The following is a 16829-nucleotide window of genomic DNA, read 5'->3' as shown; positions in this document are numbered from 1 at the left end:
GGCCCTTGTTGTACCAACGGCAAGATCCGCACCGACGACAGGAACCAGCATGACGGCGGGCTCCGCGCCGACGACGAGATCCGTTCACCGGAGGACGTCCACCGTTACGCGCACCTGACCTGCCTGACCGATCAGCCTGCCGGCAGCGTCGGTATCGAGACCGAGTGGTTCGTCGTCGACATCGCCTCCCCGGCACTGCCGGTGCCCCCCGGCCGCACGCTGGCGGCGCTCACCGGCGACCCGTCACCGGAAGGGCTGTCACCGGAAGGACCGCGGCAGGGAGAGAAAGCGTCCCCCCGGACCTTCCCGGAGCCGGTGGACGATCTGTTCCTGCCCGGGGGGACCCGGATCACCTTCGAGCCTGGCGGCCAGCTCGAACTGTCCGCCCCGCCCCTGCCGCTGCCGGACGCGCTGGCGCGGACCGCCGCCGATCTCACCGCGGTGCGCGCCATGCTCGCCGACGCCGGGCTCGCCCTGGCCGCGATGGGCACCGATCCGCTGCGGCCACCGCGCCGCCTGTTGCACGCCCCCCGCTACGTGGCCATGCAGCAGTACTTCCGGCGGACGGACGGCGGCCGGGCCGGCGAGGCGATGATGTGCTCGACCGCGTCCGTCCAGGTCAACCTGGACGCGGGCAGCGCGGCGCAGTGGGGCCGGCGCTTCGAGCTGGCGCACGCCCTCGGGCCGGTGCTGGTGGCCATGTTCGCCGCCTCCCCGGTGCTGGGCGGGACGGCGACCGGGTGGCGTTCCACCCGGCAGTCGCTGTGGGCGGACATCGACCCGAGCCGGACCTCCCCGGTGGCCGCCCCCCACCGGCCGGATCCGGCGACGGCCTGGGCGGACTACCTGCTGGCGGCCAGGATCATGCTGGTGCGGCTGCCCGACGGTGACTTCCGGCTCGCCCGGGACGGATCGACGTTCGCCGACTGGGTGGCCGGCGCCGGCCCGGTGGCGCGGCCACCGACAGTCGCGGACCTGCGCTATCACGCGACCACGGTGTTCCCGCCGGTACGTCCGCGTGGCTGGCTGGAACTGCGCTACCTCGACGCGGCACCGGCCGGCAACTGGCCGGTGGCGGTCGCGGTGACCACCGCCCTGCTCGACGACCCCCGCGCCGCGGACACGGCGGCCGACGCGTGCGAGCCCGTGGCCGGCCGCTGGCTGACCGCGGCCACGCTGGGGCTGCGTGACGACATGCTGCACCGGGCGGCGCGGCGGTGCGCGGGCGCGGCCCGGGACGCGCTGGGACGCCTGGGTGTCGACGGCGCCCTGCTCGCCGCCGTCGACACCTATCTCGAGACCTACGCCGAGCCGGGCCGCTGCCCCGCCGACGATCTCCTCGACCGGCTGCCGGCCGGCGGCCCGCTGGGCCTGCTCCAGGCCGAGATCGACGCCGGGGCCAACGCCGGGACCGGCACCTGCGCCGTCCTCGGGGGCAGCGCTGGCGCCGGCCACGAGCGTGCGAGCATCCGGCCACAGGCGGCGGCTCGATGACCATCCAGCTGGTCACCGAGCTGGCCACCCCATCGACCATCCGGCCGACCGCTCAGCCGACCACCCGGCCGACCACCCAGCCGACCACCCAGCCGACCATCCAGCCGACCATCGACGGGATCGTCCGGGCGCTCGCGGACAGCCGGGCCCGCAGCCTCGCCTACACCGATCTCGGCGACGACGACCTGCGGCGCCAGCACTCGCCACTGATGTCACCACTGGTCTGGGACCTCGCCCACATCGGCAACTACGAGGAGTCGTGGCTGCTGCGGGCGGTCGCGGGCAGCCGGCCGCTGCGGCCGGGCATCGACGACATCTACGACGCGTTCCGCCACCCCCGGGCGGACCGGCCGGCTCTGCCGCTGCTCGGCCCGGCGCAGGCCAGGTCCTACCTCGACGAGGTGCGCGGCGCCGTACTGGACGTCCTGGCGCGGCTCGGCCCGGACGCGCTGCTGACACCGGCCACCTGGATGGCCAGCGACGGCGGGCCGTCCCCGCGGATGGCCGACATGGTCGGCGCGCCCGGGCCGGGCTCACGCGCGGCGCTGCTGGCCGGCGGGTTCGTCTACGGGCTGGTGGTCCAGCACGAGCACCAGCACGACGAGACGATGCTCGCCACCCACCAGCTCCGCGCGGGTGCCCCGGTCATCGGTGACCGGGCCACGCTGCCGCCCGGCCGGCCGGTGCCCGCGGCGGAGGTCCTGATACCGGCCGGCGAGTTCACGATGGGCACCGACGGCGACACCGCCGGCACGTCCTGGGCGTACGACAACGAACGCCCCGCTCACCGGGTGTACGTACCGGCGTTCTTCATCGGCACACTGCCGGTCTCCAACGCCGCGCACGCGGCGTTCATCGAGGACGGTGGCTATCACGACGAACGCCTGTGGCCGGCCGCCGGCTGGGCGTGGCGGTGCCGGGCGGGCCTGACCGCCCCACAGTTCTGGCGCCGCGAGGGCGGCACCTGGATCCACCGCCGGTTCGGCCGGGACGAGCCGGTCCCGATGGACGAGCCCGTCCAGCATGTCTGCTGGTACGAGGCGCAGGCGCACGCGCGCTGGGCGGGCCGGCGGCTGCCCACCGAGGCCGAGTGGGAGAAGGCGTGCGCGCACGATCCCGTCACCGGGCGTTCGCGACGTTTTCCCTGGGGGGACAGCGAGCCGACGCCGCGGCGGGCCAACCTGGGCCAGGCGGCCACCCGCCCCGCACCGCTGGGGGCGTACCCGGCCGGCGCGAGCGCGTACGGCGTCGAGCAGATGATCGGTGACGTGTGGGAGTGGACGGCCGGGGATTTCGTGGGCTACCCGGGTTTCCGGTCGTTCCCCTACCGCGAGTACAGCGAGGTGTTCTTCCCACCCGCGGCCGGCGCCGGCGAAGAGCCGCCCGCCGGGGCGGCCGGGCACGCCGGGGCGAACGGTGCCGCTGGGGCGGTCGGGGCGGTCGGGGCGGTCGATGTCACCGAGTACGCCGGGTTCAAGGTGCTGCGCGGTGGCTCCTGGGCGACGCATCACAGCACCGCTAGGGCTACTTTCCGTAACTGGGACCACCCGATCCGCCGGCAGATCTTCGCCGGCTTCCGGCTCGCGCGCGACGCCTGACAAACCGCGCCACCGTGGAAGCCAGCAGGCCGCGGGAGGTGCGGCCGCGCCTCCCGCGCACCCTGGCCACCAGATCCGGTCATCGAACCCGGCTACCGAACCCGGCCATCGAAGCTAACCATCGAAGCTGGTCACCGACGATGACGAGCAAAGAGCCCGATACTGAGGGAAGAAGGATGATTCCGGTTGTGTCGTCACATGGCGTGGCTGGGGACACCACGGACACTGGCCTCGCTCCTGCATGATCCTCCGCACGGCCTGCTGCGCCAGGCCTGGGAGCCGCGGCGGATGCTGCACGGCCGGATCAACGCCGACGGCTTCGGCGCCGGATGGTACGCCCCTGAGATTCGCACGGAGCCGGCCCGCTACCGCCGCGCCGTCCCGATCTGGACCGACGCCTCGTTCGCGTCCCTCGCCGGCGTGATCAGTTCGGGCTGCGTGCTGGCCGCGGTCCGCAACGCCACCGTCGGCATGCCCGTCGAGGAGACCGCGACCGCGCCGTACACCGATGGGCGGTACCTGCTCAGCCACAACGGACGGGTGGATCTCACGGTGCCGCTGGGCCTGCTGCGGGGCGCGCGGGGAGCGCCGGTGCCCGACTCGCGCTGTGACTCCGCGCTGCTGGCGGCCGTGGTGTGGCAGCGGCTGGCCGCGGGCGCGCGTCTCGCGGACGCCGTCGCGGAGGTCGTCGTCGCGGCGGGCAGGAGGGACGGCGCGGCCCGTCTCAATCTTTTGGTAACCGACGGATCGCAAATAGTGGCGACAACCTGGGGTGAAACCCTGTCGTACCGCGTGTCCGGCCGCGAGAACACCGGAATCGGCATCGAGGCCAGCACAGAGAGCGATATGGAGTCCGGCGGCGGAGTCGAGGTGGCCAGCGAACCCAGCGATGACGGAGACGGATGGATCGATCTCGATGATCATCAATTGCTCGTAGCTGACACACGCAATGTCATCGTCAGTAATTTGACCTGAGATTCAGCTACTCTCGGTTGCATTAACGCTCCCGGAGGTTACAGCTCATGACAGCGTCCAGCACCGGTCTCACCAATGTCGGTTCCGCCAGGGGCGATCTCGACCCGAAAATCGTCTTCGATCGGCATCTCACCGCGTCCGACCGGACCACGGCACTGACCAGGGACGTCGGCACCGGGCTCACGTCGAATCCGAAGGAACTACCACCCAAGTGGTTCTACGATGCCAACGGGAGCATGCTCTTCGACGCCATCACCCGGTTGCCCGAGTACTATCCCACCCGGGCCGAACGGGCGATTCTGGCCAGCCACGTCCGCGAGATCGCCGTGATGTCACGGGCGGACACCCTCGTCGAGCTCGGCTCCGGGACCTCCGCCAAGACCCGCCTGCTGCTCGACGCCCTCCAGCGCGGCGGCTACCTGCGCGGGTTCGTCCCGTTCGACGTGGACGACTCCGTGCTCTCCCAGGCCGCGGCCGCGATCCGGCAGGAATACCCGGCGGTGAGCGTGCACGCGATCGTCGGCGATTTCGAACGTCATCTCCACCTGCTGCCCGACGCCAGCCGCCGCCTGGTCGCGTTTCTCGGCGGGACGATCGGCAATCTCGCGCCCGCGGCCCGGCACACATTCCTCACCAGCATGCGTGCCCACCTGAAAAGTGACGACATGCTGCTGCTGGGCTGCGACCTGGTCAAGGATCCAGCCCGGCTGGTGGCCGCCTACGACGACAGCGCCGGCGTCACGGCCGCGTTCAACCGCAACGTCCTGTCGGTCATCAATCACGAACTCGACGCCGACTTCGACCCGCGCGGGTTCGCCCATGTGGCCCGGTGGGACGCGGCGAACTCCTGGATCGAGATGCGCCTGCGCTCCGTCCGCGACCAGCGGGTCCGTGTCGGCGCGCTGGGCCTGTCGGTGTCCTTCGCCGAGGACGAGCAGATGCGCACCGAGATCAGCGCCAAGTTCACCCGGGACGGCCTGGCCACCGAGGCCGCCGCGGCGGGCCTGGCCATGGTCCGCTGGTGGACCGACCCCGCCGGTGACTTCGGGCTCGCTCTCGCCGTCCCCGCCTGACAACTCCGGCCGGCAGGGCCCGGCAGGCAAGGACCAGCGCCTGCCGGGCTCGGCGGGCCGGGCCCGGCAGGCAGGGCCCGGCCGACGAGCCGGACCCGCTGACCAGGCGGCGAGCCCCGGTCAGCCGCCGGCCAGGGAGACGTCGCGGGCGCCACCGGTGGACGCCGAGGTCGCCATCGCCGCGTAGGCCCGCAGCGCCGCCGACACCGGGCGCTGGCGCTCCTTCGGCCGGTAGCCGCCGGCGGCCTCCACCTCGGCCCGCCGCGCGGCGAGCTCGTCGGCGTCCACCAGCAGGTCCAGCCGGCGGGCCGGGATGTCGATCTCGATGATGTCACCGTCGCGGACGAGCGCGATCGCGCCGCCGTGCGCGGCCTCGGGCGAGACGTGGCCGATGGACAGGCCCGCCGAGCCGCCGGAGAACCGGCCGTCGGTGACCAGCGCGCACCGCGGGCCGAGCCCGCGGGCCTTGAGGAAGGCCGTCGGGTACAGCATCTCCTGCATGCCGGGGCCGCCGCGCGGGCCCTCGTAGCGGATGATCAGCACGTCACCGGGAGTGACCCGCTTCGACAGGATCGCCTCCACCGCCTCCTCCTGGCTCTCCAGCACCAGGGCGGGGCCGCGGAAGGTCAGCCGGCCGGCTTCCACCCCGGCGGTCTTGAGCACGGCGCCGTCCGGCGCCAGTGACCCGCGCAGCACCGCCAGGCCGCCGTCGGCGGAATAGGCGTGCGCGACGTCGCGGATGCAGCCGGCGGCGGCGTCGGTGTCCAGCGACTCCCAGCGGGCCGTGGACGAGAACGGCTCGATCGTGCGCACGCCGCCCGGGGCGGCGTGGAAGAGCTCCACCGCCTCCGGTGCCGGGCCCGGCCGGCGGACGTCCCAGTGGGTGAGGAACTCCGCCAGGCTCGCGGCGTGCACCGAGTGGACGTCGTGGCGCAGCAGGCCGGCCCGGTCGAGCTCGCCGAGGATGGCCGGGATGCCACCGGCGCGGTGGACGTCCTCCATGTGGTAGTCCGAGCTCGGCGCCACCTTGCACAGGCACGGCACCGTGCGGGAGATCTCGTCGATGTCGTCGAGGGTGACCGCCACCCCGGCCTCGGCCGCGGCGGCCAGCAGGTGCAGCACGGTGTTGGTCGAGCCACCCATGGCCACGTCCACGGCGAAGGCGTTGCGGAAGGCCGAGGCGCTCGCGATCGAGCGCGGCAGCACCGTGTCGTCGTCCTTGTCGTACCAGCGCTTCGCGAGATCCACCACCGTGCGCCCGGCGCGGACGAACAGGTCACGGCGGGCCGCGGAGGTGGCGAGCGTGGAGCCGTTGCCGGGCAGCGCGAGCCCGAGCGCCTCGGTCAGGCAGTTCATCGAGTTCGCGGTGAACATCCCGGAGCAGGACCCGCAGGTGGGGCAGGCGGAGCGTTCCACCGCGTCCAGCTCGGCGTCCCCGACCGCGGGGTCGACGGAGGCCGCGATCGCGGAGATGAGGTCCAGCCCCGAGCGGACCACCCCGCCGCTGACGACCGCCCGGCCGGACTCCATCGCCCCGCCGGAGACGAACACGGCCGGGATGTTCAGCCGCAGGGCGGCCAGCAGCATCCCAGGAGTGATCTTGTCGCAGTTCGAGATGCAGACGAGCGCGTCCGCGCAGTGCGCGTTCACCATGTACTCGACGCTGTCGGCGATGATCTCGCGGGACGGCAGCGAGTAGAGCATGCCGCCGTGGCCCATGGCGATACCGTCGTCGACCGCGATCGTGTGGAACTCCCGGCCCACGCCGCCGGCCTCGGCGACCGCGTCCGACACGATCCGGCCGAGGTCGCGCAGGTGCACGTGGCCGGGCACGAACTCGGTGAAGCTGTTCGCGATCGCCACGATCGGCTTGCCGAAGTCGCTGTCGGTCATGCCGGTGGCGCGCCACAGCGCGCGGGCACCGGCCATGTTGCGACCGTGGGTGGTGGTACGGGAACGCAGAACAGGCATCGGGCAGTCCTCACGGCGATCGATCGGCGCGGACGTGGGTCACGCCGGGGCCGCGGGCACACCCGTACCGGGCATCAGGTGCCAGGCATCAAGCCGCTCGAAAGCCGCCGGAACCCGCCTGCCGGGCCCCACCCGTCCACTTCAAGCCTAACGCTCGTCGTGTTCGAAGCCGCGCGGGCCACCGCGGCGCGGCCACCACCGGCCGCCCAGCCCGCCGAAGCGGCCGGGGCCACCGGGGCCGCCATGGCGCAGCCGCCACCGCCGCCACTGGCGCTGGACCAGCCACACGACCACGAAGGACGCGGCCGTGCCCAGCAGCGGGGCCACATCGTGGTCGCGAGGGCCGGTCACGTACCCGACGGTCCCGTCGGAGTGCTGGACCCGCTGGCTCGTCCGCGTCCCGAGCACGAGCAGGAACAGGCTGACGACGGTGATGATCGCGTATCCCGTCCGGAAAAGGGTCTGGACGCCGACCCGGCGGCGCGCGACCGCGCCACGGAAGAGCAGCGCCGGGACCATCCAGCCCAGAAAGCCGAAGACGACCGCGAACACCGGCGCGAAGAAGAAATAGCTGGCGAAGGTGCTCACGACAGCTCGGTCACGTGCTCCACGCTCGGCGGCTGCGCGAAGAAGGGACCCAGCGCCGCCCGCCAACGGGTGAACCGGTCGGAGGTGCGGAAGGTCACCAGGTGCGCGTCCAGGTTCTCCCATTCGACGAACAGGACGAACCGGGACGGCGTCTCCACCCCGCGGGCCAGCCGCGCCGACCGGCAGCCGGGGCAGGTGGTGATCTCGGTAACGACGCGGCGGTAGGCGTCGGCGAACGCCTCCTCCTGGCCGGGCACGACGTCGAAACGGGCGACTTCCAGCACCGGCGAGCCCTGGGCGCCGTCCTCGGCAGCGGTCATGGCCCAAGTCTGGCATGCGCGGGTCCGGCCCGAGCGCTCCGGTCGCCCGAATCCCGGTCGCCCGGTCGCCCGATCCCCGGAAAACAGAAAAGACGCGGACGGAAGGCGCGGGCGGGTAGCCCGCCGTCCCCCGCCCACGCTTTCCGTCCGGGGCCAGGCCCTGCCCGGCCCCGGACGGAAAGGAGAGCCGCTTCTATGTTCAGGCATCCTTTCTCACGACCTGCTTTTCCCCCCTGGGATGGCCGGAGTTCTCCCGCGGGTGGCCGGAGTTCTCCCGCGAGTGGCCGGAGTTCTCCTCGGCGGGGTGGGCGGGCTGTCCGGCCGGCACCGAATCCGGCCGCTGCCGGCGGAGCCGGCGCCAGCCGGGCCGACGCTTGTCACCTGCTGGAACCAGCGCCGCGCTGCCCCGTAGCAGCCGCGGGCCGACCAGCATGGCGATGCTGGCTGTCACGCTCCGCGTGACATCGTCCGGCCCGGACACCGTGGCGGCGATGGAGGCAAGGCCTGCGATACCCACCGTCACGACCGCGAGGACGGCCGCGACCAGCAGCCGGCCGCTGACGAGCGCGATCCCGCTGAGCACTACGCCAATCATGATCATCGCGTTCGTGGACGGTAGTGTGATCGACTGGCTGCCGTCCGCCAGCGCCACTGCCGCGGCGGACACCTGGGTGGTCATCGCTCCTCCCGCCGGGGCTGGTCGACAACGTGGATCCGGAAGCTGGATACCAAGCGGTTACCTGTCTGGAACAGCGGACGCGGGAGAAGGACTATTGTCGAGGACGGTCCGTTCTCCCACCGGGGCCAACCGGGGTGCGGGTCAGACTGGTCCGGTTCGGCGGGCGGGTGCGCCAACACCCTCCCGCCGACCGCGCCGGGCGAGCTGCCCGACATGGTCGTTGTTTCCGAATAGATGCTCATTGCTACCTTTCCACATCTCTCCCGTGTCTCTCAGGAATCTCAGGACTCTCAGGAATCGTCTTGCGCGGCCGCGGGATCCGGGATCGCATGGACCGCCGCCCCGGTCCGCGCGGGCGCTGGCCGAAGAGCGCGCGAGTATGGTTCACCCCGCCCGCCCGAGGGCCTGGAAAGCCCGGAGACGACGAAGAGCGGCCCACCCCTGAGATCAGGTGAATCCGCCCACCGGGACGCGCCGGAGCGTCCTCATGCCATACGCATAATCAGGAGTGGCCCAGCGCCCGGCGGCCCTCGGATGAACCCGCGAACCGACACCTGATCAGGCCAGGGCATCGGTCTCGCGGTTCGCGGACTCTGCCTCATAGCGCCACATCCCTGAGAAGGAGGGGCCGCCTCGCTGCGGCGAGATGCCTCCACTATGCAGACCAAACTGTGGTAACGCAAGAACTATTCATGAAGATCGAACAATTCATAATCCACCCACCCACAAGGGCGGATGGATAAATGATCTTGATGATTCGCCGCTCCCACGCGCCCGCTCCCGGACCGGAGCCCAGTCGGGCAAGCAGCCCAGCAGGCCGGCTAGGATGCTGGTCAGCCCCCACAAGAGGCGAGCCATTCGTCGATGCTCCAGTCGGCCAGCCCACCCGCATAGCCGACGACTCGACGAGCATAGACGACCCGCCGGCGTCCGGAGGAAGATGAGTAGGGCCTCCGCGACCCCGGGAGTCGGGAACCCGGCCCCGCGGGCCTTGCGGGCTCTGTTCCCGCAGCCCCGGCGCGAAAACACGATCGCGCCGACCATGACCCGCCGGACACCGGGCCGTTCCGCCCTGCCCTTCATCGCGACCAGGAGCCACCGTGAGCACCAGCACGCCAGGTATAGTCATTGCTACATCCTGCGACTATTCGGGAAGTTGTCCAACCGTCTACCAGGAGGGCCCCGATACCGTCCTGGTACAGGGATACGTGGTCAACTCCGGTCACAACATGCCGGACGGCGAGTCCATGGTCCGCATCCCGGTCGCGCTCCTGCGCCAGGCCGCCCAGGCGCTCCAGGCCTGACCGGCCCCCGGCCAGCTCACCCACACGGCCTGAAGGAACCCCGCACACGACGAACCCGCGCACGAGCCGCCGCGGCGGCGCGAACATCACCCGTCACCGCGCCGCTGTCATTCCGGCCAGCCAGGGAGCTGGGCCGCTCGGATCTCCGGACCAACTCGGAAGGGTATGGCATGAGGAACCTCCCGGACGACGACGCGTCAGGCCGAGCGGCCGGGGCGCAGCTGGGAGCCGAACTCGCGGCCCTGCGGCACCGGCACCGGCTCAGCGGCCAGGAGCTCGCCGGCCGGACCGGGATGAGCCAGTCCAAAATCTCCCGGATAGAGACCGGCGCGGTCACACCCGGCCCTGACGACGTCGAGGCAATCGTGCGTGCCCTCAACGAGCCGGAGCCTGTGGTGTCGCAGTTCCGGCAGGCCGCCGAACGCCTTGTGTCCGGCGCGGACCCGGTCATCGACCCCAGCCCCTACATCGGCCGCTTCCAGCCCCAGTACCTTGAGCACGAGTCCGCCGCCCAGGTCGTCCGCTTCTTCCAGCCGACCCTCGTGCCCGGCCTGTTGCAGACGAGCGAGTACGCACAGGCGATCATCCTGCGTTTCTGCGAGCTGTTCGACATCGACTACCTCGCCGAGGGCGCCCAGGCGGTCGCCCTGCGGATGGAACGGCAGCGCATCCTCTACGACGAACGGCGGACCTTCTACTTCGTGCTGCTGGAGTCGGTACTCGCCTATCCGGTGGCGGCACCCGCGGCCATGATCGCCCAAATCGACCGCATCCGGGATCTCGCGGACAGCCGGCCGAACATCACCATCGCTCTGGTCCCCAACGGGACCGAGCTCGTGGTGCCGCCGTCCAGCAGCATAGAAATACTGGACGAGAACCGCGCGCTCACCGAGGCGATACTGTCCGTGGTGTCGCACAAGAAGCCCGAAACCGTCCGGGTTCTTCTCCGGATCTTCGCTGAGCTCGAGAGCAAGGCGACCACCGACATCAACCCGATCCTCGACCGCCACCGCCGCGCCTACATCGACCAGATCCTCTCCGAACAACGCTGACCACACGCCCCGGGCCCGGCAGGGCAACCGCCGCGAGCCCGGTGGCAAGGCCGTGCTGGGCGAAGCCCACTTACCCGACGCCGTCGTGTCCTCGGGCCCGACCACCCCGACACCCTCACCTCGGCCTACAACCTCGTCGTCTATCTGGGCAGACTCGGCCGATATCAGGATGCCCGCGCCCTTGGCGAGGACATTCTGGCCAGACGCCGCCGGATCCTCGGCCCTCGTCACCGCGACACCCTCGGCGCCGAGGAAGCCCTCCAATGGTGGATCCACCAGGAATCGGCTGCTGGATGATGGACTACTACCTTGCCCCGCGGCTGGCACCGAACGGAAGTGGCGCTGGTCTGTCCGCGACCGCCGCCGGCATCGCCGCTGCCGCGGACAACGAACCGGAGGAAGCCAACCGGCGGATGCGGACAGCGCCGCTACGAGCACCGGTTCTCTCCGTGAGGTGGCTGTCAGCCCCAGAGGGTGCTGATCGGCAGGGCGAAGACGCGGTCGTCGATGCGGAACGCGCGGGGGCCGGTATGCAGGACGGCTCCGGCGACGAAGCGCTCTTCGAGCTGGTCGCGTAGCCAGACGAGGTGGCGGGCGTCGGACGTGCTCGGCGCCGCGGTGGCTTTGATCTCCAGTGCGATGACCTGGTCGCCGCCGAGCTCGATCAGCAGGTCGATCTCGCGACGGCCGTCCTCCTGGCGCAGGTGATAGAGCCTGGGCTCCAGTGGGCTGAGGGCCAGTTCGGGACGGATCTGCGCGACGACGAACGTGTCGATGACGCGCCCGAGCAGGTGGCCGTCGCGCAGGACCGCGCGTGGCGTGGCCCGCAGCGCGGCACCGAGCAGTGACGAGTCCACGAGGTAGCGCTTGGGCCTCTTGACCAGGCGCTGTAGCCGCTGGGTGGACCATGCCGGTATCTGGTCGAGAACGAAGAGATTGGTCATGAGCCGCTCGTAGGCGACGACGGTCCGCCGGTCCAGGTTTGCGGCGCGCACGATGGTCTCGTCGGTCGTGACGGCGGCGGTGGTGAGCGCGAGGGCCTCGACATAGCGGCGGAGCCGGTCGGGGTCGCGGCGGGACTCGACGTGCTGGGCATCGCGGGTGACCAACTGGTCGAGGTAGCCGGTCAGCCAGGCGCGCCTGGCCAGACCGCTCAGGCGAAGGACGGTGTCCGGGAAACCGCCGCGTAGGGCGAGCTCGATGTAGCCAAGAAGATCTGGCGGGTCCGCGGGCACGGTGAGCGCGTCGAGTTCGGCGGTGGCCAGACGATCGATGAACAGTGTCCCGGGCGAGCGCCGATCGGCCTCCCTTACTGTGAGCCCGTAGAGGGGCAGCCGGATCACACGCCCGGTACCCGGCCAGGTCCGGGTCTCCAGGTCGGCCATGACGCTGCCGGTCAGCAGGAAGCGGCCCGGCCGGGGGTCGTCGTCGACCGCTCTCTTCACCGCGCCGAGGACATCGGGGACCTCCTGCCATTCATCGAGCAGGACCGGCTCGGGCAGCGCACGCAGCGCCGTGTCCGGATCGGCACGGAAGGCAGCGGCCTCGACTGGACGGTCGAGACGGACGGTGGAGCGGGCCAGCCGACGCGCGGTGGTTGTCTTGCCGGTCGCGCGGGGGCCCACCATCAGCAACGCCGGTAGCTGCGTCACCAGCTCCGAGAGCAGGGAGTCCACCATCCGCGGGACGTAGCCGGCAGCATCCATGATCTCAGGGTACCGATTTCCCGCAGCCTTGAATGCCGATCACCTGCACGCTTCAGTGCCGATCACCTGCGTCCTTCGATGCCGATCACCTGCATGTTTTGATGTCGATCACCTGCGAGGCCGGTAGGGGCGGGTCGATACGGGAGGGTGGAGCGGCGACTGGAGATCTTGAACTGATCGGTGGTGTGGAGCGTCGCGCTGTTCGGGTCAGCTGGCTGTTCGGGTCAGCCGGCCATGTCCATGAAGCGGGAGTAGTGGCCCTGGAAAGTGACGGTGACGGTGCCGGTCGGGCCGTTGCGGTGCTTGGCGACGATCAGGTCGGCCTCGCCGGCGCGGGCCGACTCCTTCTCCACGGCGTCCTCCCGGTACAGCAGGATCACGGCGTCCGCGTCCTGCTCCAGGGAGCCGGACTCGCGCAGGTCGGAGATCTGCGGGCGTTTGTCCGCGCGCTGCTCCGAGGCACGGTTGAGCTGGGAGATCGCCACCACCGGGATGTCGAGCTCCTTGGCGAGCAGCTTGAGCGAGCGCGATATCTCGCTGACCTCCTGCTGGCGGCTCTCGGTGCGCTTCGGCGAGGACATCAGCTGGAGGTAGTCGAGGACGATCATCCGCAGGCCGTTGCGCTGCTTCAGGCGGCGGGCCTTCGCCCGGATCTCCATCATGGTCAGGTGCGGGCTGTCGTCGATGAACAGGGGCGCGTCGGCGACCTCGCCCATCCGGCGGGCCAGGCGGGCCCAGTCGTCATCGGTGAGCCGGCCGGTGCGGATGTTCTGCAGGGACACCCGCGCCTCCGCCGACAGCAGCCGCATGGTGATCTCCATCCGGCTCATCTCCAGCGAGAAGATCACGGACGTCATGCCGTTACGGATCGACGCGGACCGGGCGAGGTCCAGCCCGAGTGTGCTCTTGCCGACGGCGGGCCTGGCCGCAATGATCCACAGTTGGCCGCCGTGGAGACCGTTGGTCAGCTCGTCGAGATCGTTGAAGCCGGTGGGGACGCCGGTCAGCGCGCCGTCGTGCCCCGCGATCGCCTCGATCTCCTCCAGCGCGGGGTTGAGCAGGTCGCCGAGGGGCGCGTAGTCCTCACTCGAGCGGCGTTCGGTGACCTCGTAGACGGCGGCCTGCGCGCGGTCGACCACCTCGTCCACGTCCTGGGCGGGGCCGTAGGCGAGCTGGACGATGCGGGTGCCCGCCTCGGCGAGACGGCGCAGAACAGCCTTCTCCGCGACGATGCGGGCGTAGTAGCCGGCGTTCGCCGCGGTCGGGACGCTGGAGATGAGGGTGTGCAGGTAGCCCGGCCCGCCGACGCGCTCGAGCAGGTCCCGTCGGGCGAGCTCGGCGGCGACGCTGATCACGTCAGCCGGCTCGCCACGGCCGTAGAGATCGCCGATGACGCCGTAGACCGTGCTGTGCGCGGGGCGGTAGAAGTCGCTCGCGGAGAGCACCTCGACGACGTCGGCGATCGCGTCCTTCGACAGCATCATGCCGCCCAGCGCGCTCTGCTCGGCGGCCAGATCATGCGGCGGCGTGCGGTCGAGCTCGACCGGCCCGCCGGAAGCGGCCCGGGCGCGGTCGACATCGGTCAGCGTCATGGCCGTGACCCCGTCATGATCGTGGCCCCCGTCATGCCTGCCCCTCTCCCGCGCGTCACAGTCCCGCGCAGTACGGTCCCGCGCAGTGCCGTCCCGCGCGGTACAGTTCCACACCACACCGTAGTCGAACATATGTTCGCCTACGGTGGTGGCCCCGTCAATCCTCGAGAGGTGTCTCGTCGAGCACTCCACCGGGCGTCGACTGTATGAGCGGGCCCGGCCGGCAGCCAAAAAGTTATCCACAGGCTCTGTGGATAACTTTGTGTACAACCCCGGAAAGGCTGGGGAAATCGCTGGGACAAGCCCGTCGGGGCTGTGGACAACCAGTCGGCGCCGGCGTCGACTGTGCTGCTATCAGCGCAGGAAGGGCGTCATCACCGTCCATCCCCTGTGGATGGAAGAAATTCGACGACGAATCGTACGCGGACCCCCGAACCGGCCTCCGCACGTCCAGCCGCCTGACGTCCAGCCGCCTGACGGTCAGCCGCCCAGGAAGCACAACGGGTGACCGCGACGCCGGCATCGGCCGGCCCAGCAGGAGCGTGCGCGCCCAAGGCAAAGGCCACGCGACAGAGATCATCGCGTGGCCTTTGCCCGTGCCCGCCCCGTCAGGGCGCCGGCCGCGGGCGGGCGGTCATCAGGCGGAGACGACGTCCAGCTTGACGGTCGCCACGACCTCCTGGTGCAGATGCACCGACACGGTGTGGGACCCGAGCGCCTTGATCGGCGAGGGCAGCTCGACCCGTCGACGGTCCAGGTCCGGGCCGCCGGCGGCGGCCACGGCCGCCACCACGTCCGCCGCTGTCACCGAACCGAACAGCCGGCCCTCCTTGCCCGCCCGGCTGACCAGCCGGATCGGCAGGGTAGCGAGCTGGCCGGCGATCTCCTTCGCCTGCCCGAGATCGCGTATCTCCCGGGCCGACCGGGCCCGACGGATCTGCTCGATCTGCTTCTCGGCGCCCCGGGTGGCCACGATCGCGTACCGGCGGGGAATGAGGTAGTTGCGCCCGTACCCCGCAGCGACCTGGACCGTGTCACCCGGGCTGCCGAGGCCGGGCACCTCATGGGTGAGGATGAGCTTCATCGTCATCCTCCTCAGCGGGCCGTCGAGGTGTAGGGCAGCAGGGCCATCTCCCGGCTGTTCTTCACCGCGATCGCGATGTCACGCTGGTGCTGGCTGCAGTTGCCGGTCACCCGCCGAGCGCGGATCTTGCCACGGTCGGAGATGAACTTCCGCAGCAGCGAGGTGTCCTTGTAGTCGATGTAGTCGGTCTTGTCCTTGCAGAACACGCAAACCTTCTTCTTCGGCTTGCGCACGGCCGCCTTGGCCATCGTGCACTCCTATGTCATGGCTTCGTCCCGGCGTCAGGGCCTCGGCCCGACGCCGGTGGGCTCGGCCCCGGTCAGGCGCTGCTGGGGATCGGCCGGATCAGAACGGGGGCTCCTCGGAGTAGCCGCCGGGCGACGCCGACCACGGGTCGTCGGCAGGCCCGCCGCCGTACCCCGAGCCGCCACCGGACGGCCCGCCGTAGCCACCGCCCGCGGGCGGCCCTCCGGACGCCGGCGGCCCACCGTATCCGCCAGGCTGCCCACCGTATCCGCCGCCGGCAGGGCCACCGCCACGACCGGCCTTGACGACCTTGGCGGTGGCGTACCGCAGCGACGGGCCGATCTCGTCGACGTCCAGCTCGACCACGGTCCGCTTCTCGCCCTCGCGGGTCTCGAACGACCGCTGCTTGAGCCGGCCCTGGACGATGACCCGGGCGCCCTTCTGCAACGACTCCGCGACATGCTCGGCGGCCTGCCGCCAGATGGAGCAGCGCAGGAACAGCGCGTCCCCGTCCTTCCACTCGTTGGTGGCCCGGTCGAGGGTGCGCGGGGTCGAGGCGACGGTGAAGCTGGCGACGGCCGCGCCGTTGGGCGTGAAACGGAGCTCGGGATCGTTCGTCAGGTTCCCGACCACCGTGATGACTGTCTCACCGGCCATGGGGCCGCTCCCTTCAGGCCGCGGCCCGCCGCCGCGGCTTCTTCTCGGGCAGCCGGATCACCTTGGTACGGATCACCGATTCGTTGAGGACGAGTTGACGGTCGAGTTCGGCGACGACGTCCGGCTCGGCGTGCAGGTCGATAATGGCGTAAATGCCCTCGAAACTCTTGCGGATCTCGTAGGCGAGCCGGCGGCGGCCCCAGACGTCGACCTTCTCCACCACGCCGCCGCCGGAGCGGACGACGGTCAGGTACTGGTCGAGGGACGGCGCCACCGTGCGATCCTCAAGATCCGGCTCGAGGATCACCATCAGTTCGTAATGCCGTGGCAAGGGTGAACCCACCTCCTGTGGACTCGGGCGGCCACGGAGGGTTCCGTGGCAGGAGGGACAATGCCGCACACGGCCGGACGCGGAGCGGACCCGCGTGGACCGACCAGCGGCAACGTCGCAAACACTACTCGATACCGTCCGGCCCGATCCCGCCCGGTC

General features: G+C 70.9%; 16 protein-coding genes and 1 pseudogene. 7 read left to right on the top strand and 10 right to left on the bottom strand.

The window, feature by feature from the left end; all coding sequences use genetic code 11:
• The 4 genes from egtA to egtD all read left to right on the top strand — a co-directional run.
• On the top strand, positions 1–1494 hold a 1494-nt coding region (egtA, locus tag NBW84_RS03215; RefSeq protein ID WP_250281536.1), incomplete at its 5' end, for an ergothioneine biosynthesis glutamate--cysteine ligase EgtA.
• Positions 1491–3092 (top strand): ergothioneine biosynthesis protein EgtB, encoded by a 1602-nt coding sequence (gene egtB / locus NBW84_RS03210; RefSeq protein ID WP_250281534.1) that lies wholly within the window; start codon positions 1491–1493, stop codon positions 3090–3092. The genes egtA and egtB, both read left to right, overlap by 4 nt.
• A gap of 186 nt (positions 3093–3278) precedes the next feature.
• Positions 3279–4067: an ergothioneine biosynthesis protein EgtC gene (gene egtC / locus NBW84_RS03205; RefSeq protein ID WP_250281532.1), complete on the top strand. Its 789-nt coding sequence runs from the start codon at positions 3279–3281 to the stop codon at positions 4065–4067.
• Between the two features lie 47 nt (positions 4068–4114).
• Positions 4115–5140 carry an L-histidine N(alpha)-methyltransferase gene (egtD, locus tag NBW84_RS03200; protein WP_250281530.1) on the top strand — a complete coding sequence of 342 codons (1026 nt, stop codon included), beginning with the start codon at positions 4115–4117 and terminating at the stop codon, positions 5138–5140.
• A 120-nt stretch (positions 5141–5260) separates the two neighbouring features.
• On the opposite strand, the gene ilvD is transcribed toward egtD, so the two are convergent.
• The 4 genes from ilvD to NBW84_RS03180 all read right to left on the bottom strand — a co-directional run bounded on the left by ilvD (position 5261) and on the right by NBW84_RS03180 (position 8698).
• Entirely contained in the window at positions 5261–7111 is a 1851-nt protein-coding gene (gene ilvD, locus NBW84_RS03195) for a dihydroxy-acid dehydratase (protein ID WP_250281528.1), read from the bottom strand.
• A gap of 147 nt (positions 7112–7258) precedes the next feature.
• Complete coding sequence (locus NBW84_RS03190; RefSeq protein WP_250281527.1) at positions 7259–7699, bottom strand: hypothetical protein; 441 nt, start codon at positions 7697–7699, stop codon at positions 7259–7261.
• A complete protein-coding gene (locus NBW84_RS03185; protein ID WP_250281524.1) occupies positions 7696–8019 on the bottom strand; it encodes an antibiotic biosynthesis monooxygenase family protein in 324 nt (107 codons plus the stop codon). Before NBW84_RS03185 ends, NBW84_RS03190 begins: the two co-directional genes overlap by 4 nt.
• 199 nt (positions 8020–8218) lie before the next feature.
• Positions 8219–8698 carry a hypothetical protein gene (locus tag NBW84_RS03180; protein ID WP_250281522.1) on the bottom strand — a complete coding sequence of 160 codons (480 nt, stop codon included), beginning with the start codon at positions 8696–8698 and terminating at the stop codon, positions 8219–8221.
• A gap of 1100 nt (positions 8699–9798) precedes the next feature.
• Here NBW84_RS03180 and NBW84_RS03175 point away from each other — a divergent pair.
• From NBW84_RS03175 to NBW84_RS24050, 3 genes and pseudogenes are all read left to right on the top strand, one after another.
• Positions 9799–10002 carry a hypothetical protein gene (locus NBW84_RS03175; protein WP_250281521.1) on the top strand — a complete coding sequence of 68 codons (204 nt, stop codon included), beginning with the start codon at positions 9799–9801 and terminating at the stop codon, positions 10000–10002.
• Between the two features lie 170 nt (positions 10003–10172).
• Positions 10173–11054 carry a helix-turn-helix domain-containing protein gene (locus NBW84_RS03170; RefSeq protein WP_250281519.1) on the top strand — a complete coding sequence of 294 codons (882 nt, stop codon included), beginning with the start codon at positions 10173–10175 and terminating at the stop codon, positions 11052–11054.
• A 69-nt stretch (positions 11055–11123) separates the two neighbouring features.
• Positions 11124–11351: pseudogene (locus tag NBW84_RS24050) on the top strand (tetratricopeptide repeat protein); the annotation flags it as partial.
• Between the two features lie 164 nt (positions 11352–11515).
• Here NBW84_RS24050 and NBW84_RS03155 read toward each other — a convergent pair.
• The 6 genes from NBW84_RS03155 to rpsF form a co-directional block, all read right to left on the bottom strand.
• The gene (locus NBW84_RS03155; RefSeq protein WP_250281517.1) at positions 11516–12760 is read right to left on the bottom strand and encodes a DUF4143 domain-containing protein; all 1245 of its coding nucleotides are present in this window, start codon (positions 12758–12760) and stop codon (positions 11516–11518) included.
• 224 nt (positions 12761–12984) lie between these two features.
• Positions 12985–14352: a replicative DNA helicase gene (dnaB, locus tag NBW84_RS03150; protein ID WP_250281567.1), complete on the bottom strand. Its 1368-nt coding sequence runs from the start codon at positions 14350–14352 to the stop codon at positions 12985–12987.
• 637 nt (positions 14353–14989) lie between these two features.
• Positions 14990–15436, bottom strand: coding sequence for a 50S ribosomal protein L9 (gene rplI, locus NBW84_RS03145; protein WP_250281516.1), 447 nt, complete (start codon positions 15434–15436; stop codon positions 14990–14992).
• 11 nt (positions 15437–15447) lie between these two features.
• On the bottom strand, positions 15448–15684 hold the full coding sequence (rpsR, locus tag NBW84_RS03140) for a 30S ribosomal protein S18 (protein ID WP_013875613.1): 237 nt from the start codon (positions 15682–15684) through the stop codon (positions 15448–15450).
• A gap of 97 nt (positions 15685–15781) precedes the next feature.
• Positions 15782–16339 carry a single-stranded DNA-binding protein gene (locus tag NBW84_RS03135; RefSeq protein ID WP_250281515.1) on the bottom strand — a complete coding sequence of 186 codons (558 nt, stop codon included), beginning with the start codon at positions 16337–16339 and terminating at the stop codon, positions 15782–15784.
• A gap of 13 nt (positions 16340–16352) precedes the next feature.
• The gene (gene rpsF / locus NBW84_RS03130; RefSeq protein ID WP_445548589.1) at positions 16353–16670 is read right to left on the bottom strand and encodes a 30S ribosomal protein S6; all 318 of its coding nucleotides are present in this window, start codon (positions 16668–16670) and stop codon (positions 16353–16355) included.
• Between the last annotated feature and the right edge of the window lie 159 nt (positions 16671–16829).

It is taken from the genome of Protofrankia sp. CiP1_Cm_nod2 (genome assembly GCF_920664355.1).
In the GTDB taxonomy this organism is placed as follows: domain Bacteria; phylum Actinomycetota; class Actinomycetes; order Frankiales; family Frankiaceae; genus Protofrankia.
Note: the sequence above shows the minus strand (reverse complement) of the source record. Positions and strands in the feature narration are given on the sequence as shown.

Coding starts and splice junctions, on each gene's coding strand:
- egtB (WP_250281534.1), top strand. CDS start 1,491: ATGACCATCCAGCTGGTCACCGAGCTGGCCACCCCATCGACCATCCGG.
- dnaB (WP_250281567.1), bottom strand. CDS start 14,352: ATGACGCTGACCGATGTCGACCGCGCCCGGGCCGCTTCCGGCGGGCCG.
- rpsR (WP_013875613.1), bottom strand. CDS start 15,684: ATGGCCAAGGCGGCCGTGCGCAAGCCGAAGAAGAAGGTTTGCGTGTTC.
- NBW84_RS03170 (WP_250281519.1), top strand. CDS start 10,173: ATGAGGAACCTCCCGGACGACGACGCGTCAGGCCGAGCGGCCGGGGCG.
- ilvD (WP_250281528.1), bottom strand. CDS start 7,111: ATGCCTGTTCTGCGTTCCCGTACCACCACCCACGGTCGCAACATGGCC.
- NBW84_RS03180 (WP_250281522.1), bottom strand. CDS start 8,698: ATGACCACCCAGGTGTCCGCCGCGGCAGTGGCGCTGGCGGACGGCAGC.
- NBW84_RS03155 (WP_250281517.1), bottom strand. CDS start 12,760: ATGGATGCTGCCGGCTACGTCCCGCGGATGGTGGACTCCCTGCTCTCG.
- NBW84_RS03135 (WP_250281515.1), bottom strand. CDS start 16,339: ATGGCCGGTGAGACAGTCATCACGGTGGTCGGGAACCTGACGAACGAT.
- egtD (WP_250281530.1), top strand. CDS start 4,115: ATGACAGCGTCCAGCACCGGTCTCACCAATGTCGGTTCCGCCAGGGGC.
- NBW84_RS03185 (WP_250281524.1), bottom strand. CDS start 8,019: ATGACCGCTGCCGAGGACGGCGCCCAGGGCTCGCCGGTGCTGGAAGTC.
- rplI (WP_250281516.1), bottom strand. CDS start 15,436: ATGAAGCTCATCCTCACCCATGAGGTGCCCGGCCTCGGCAGCCCGGGT.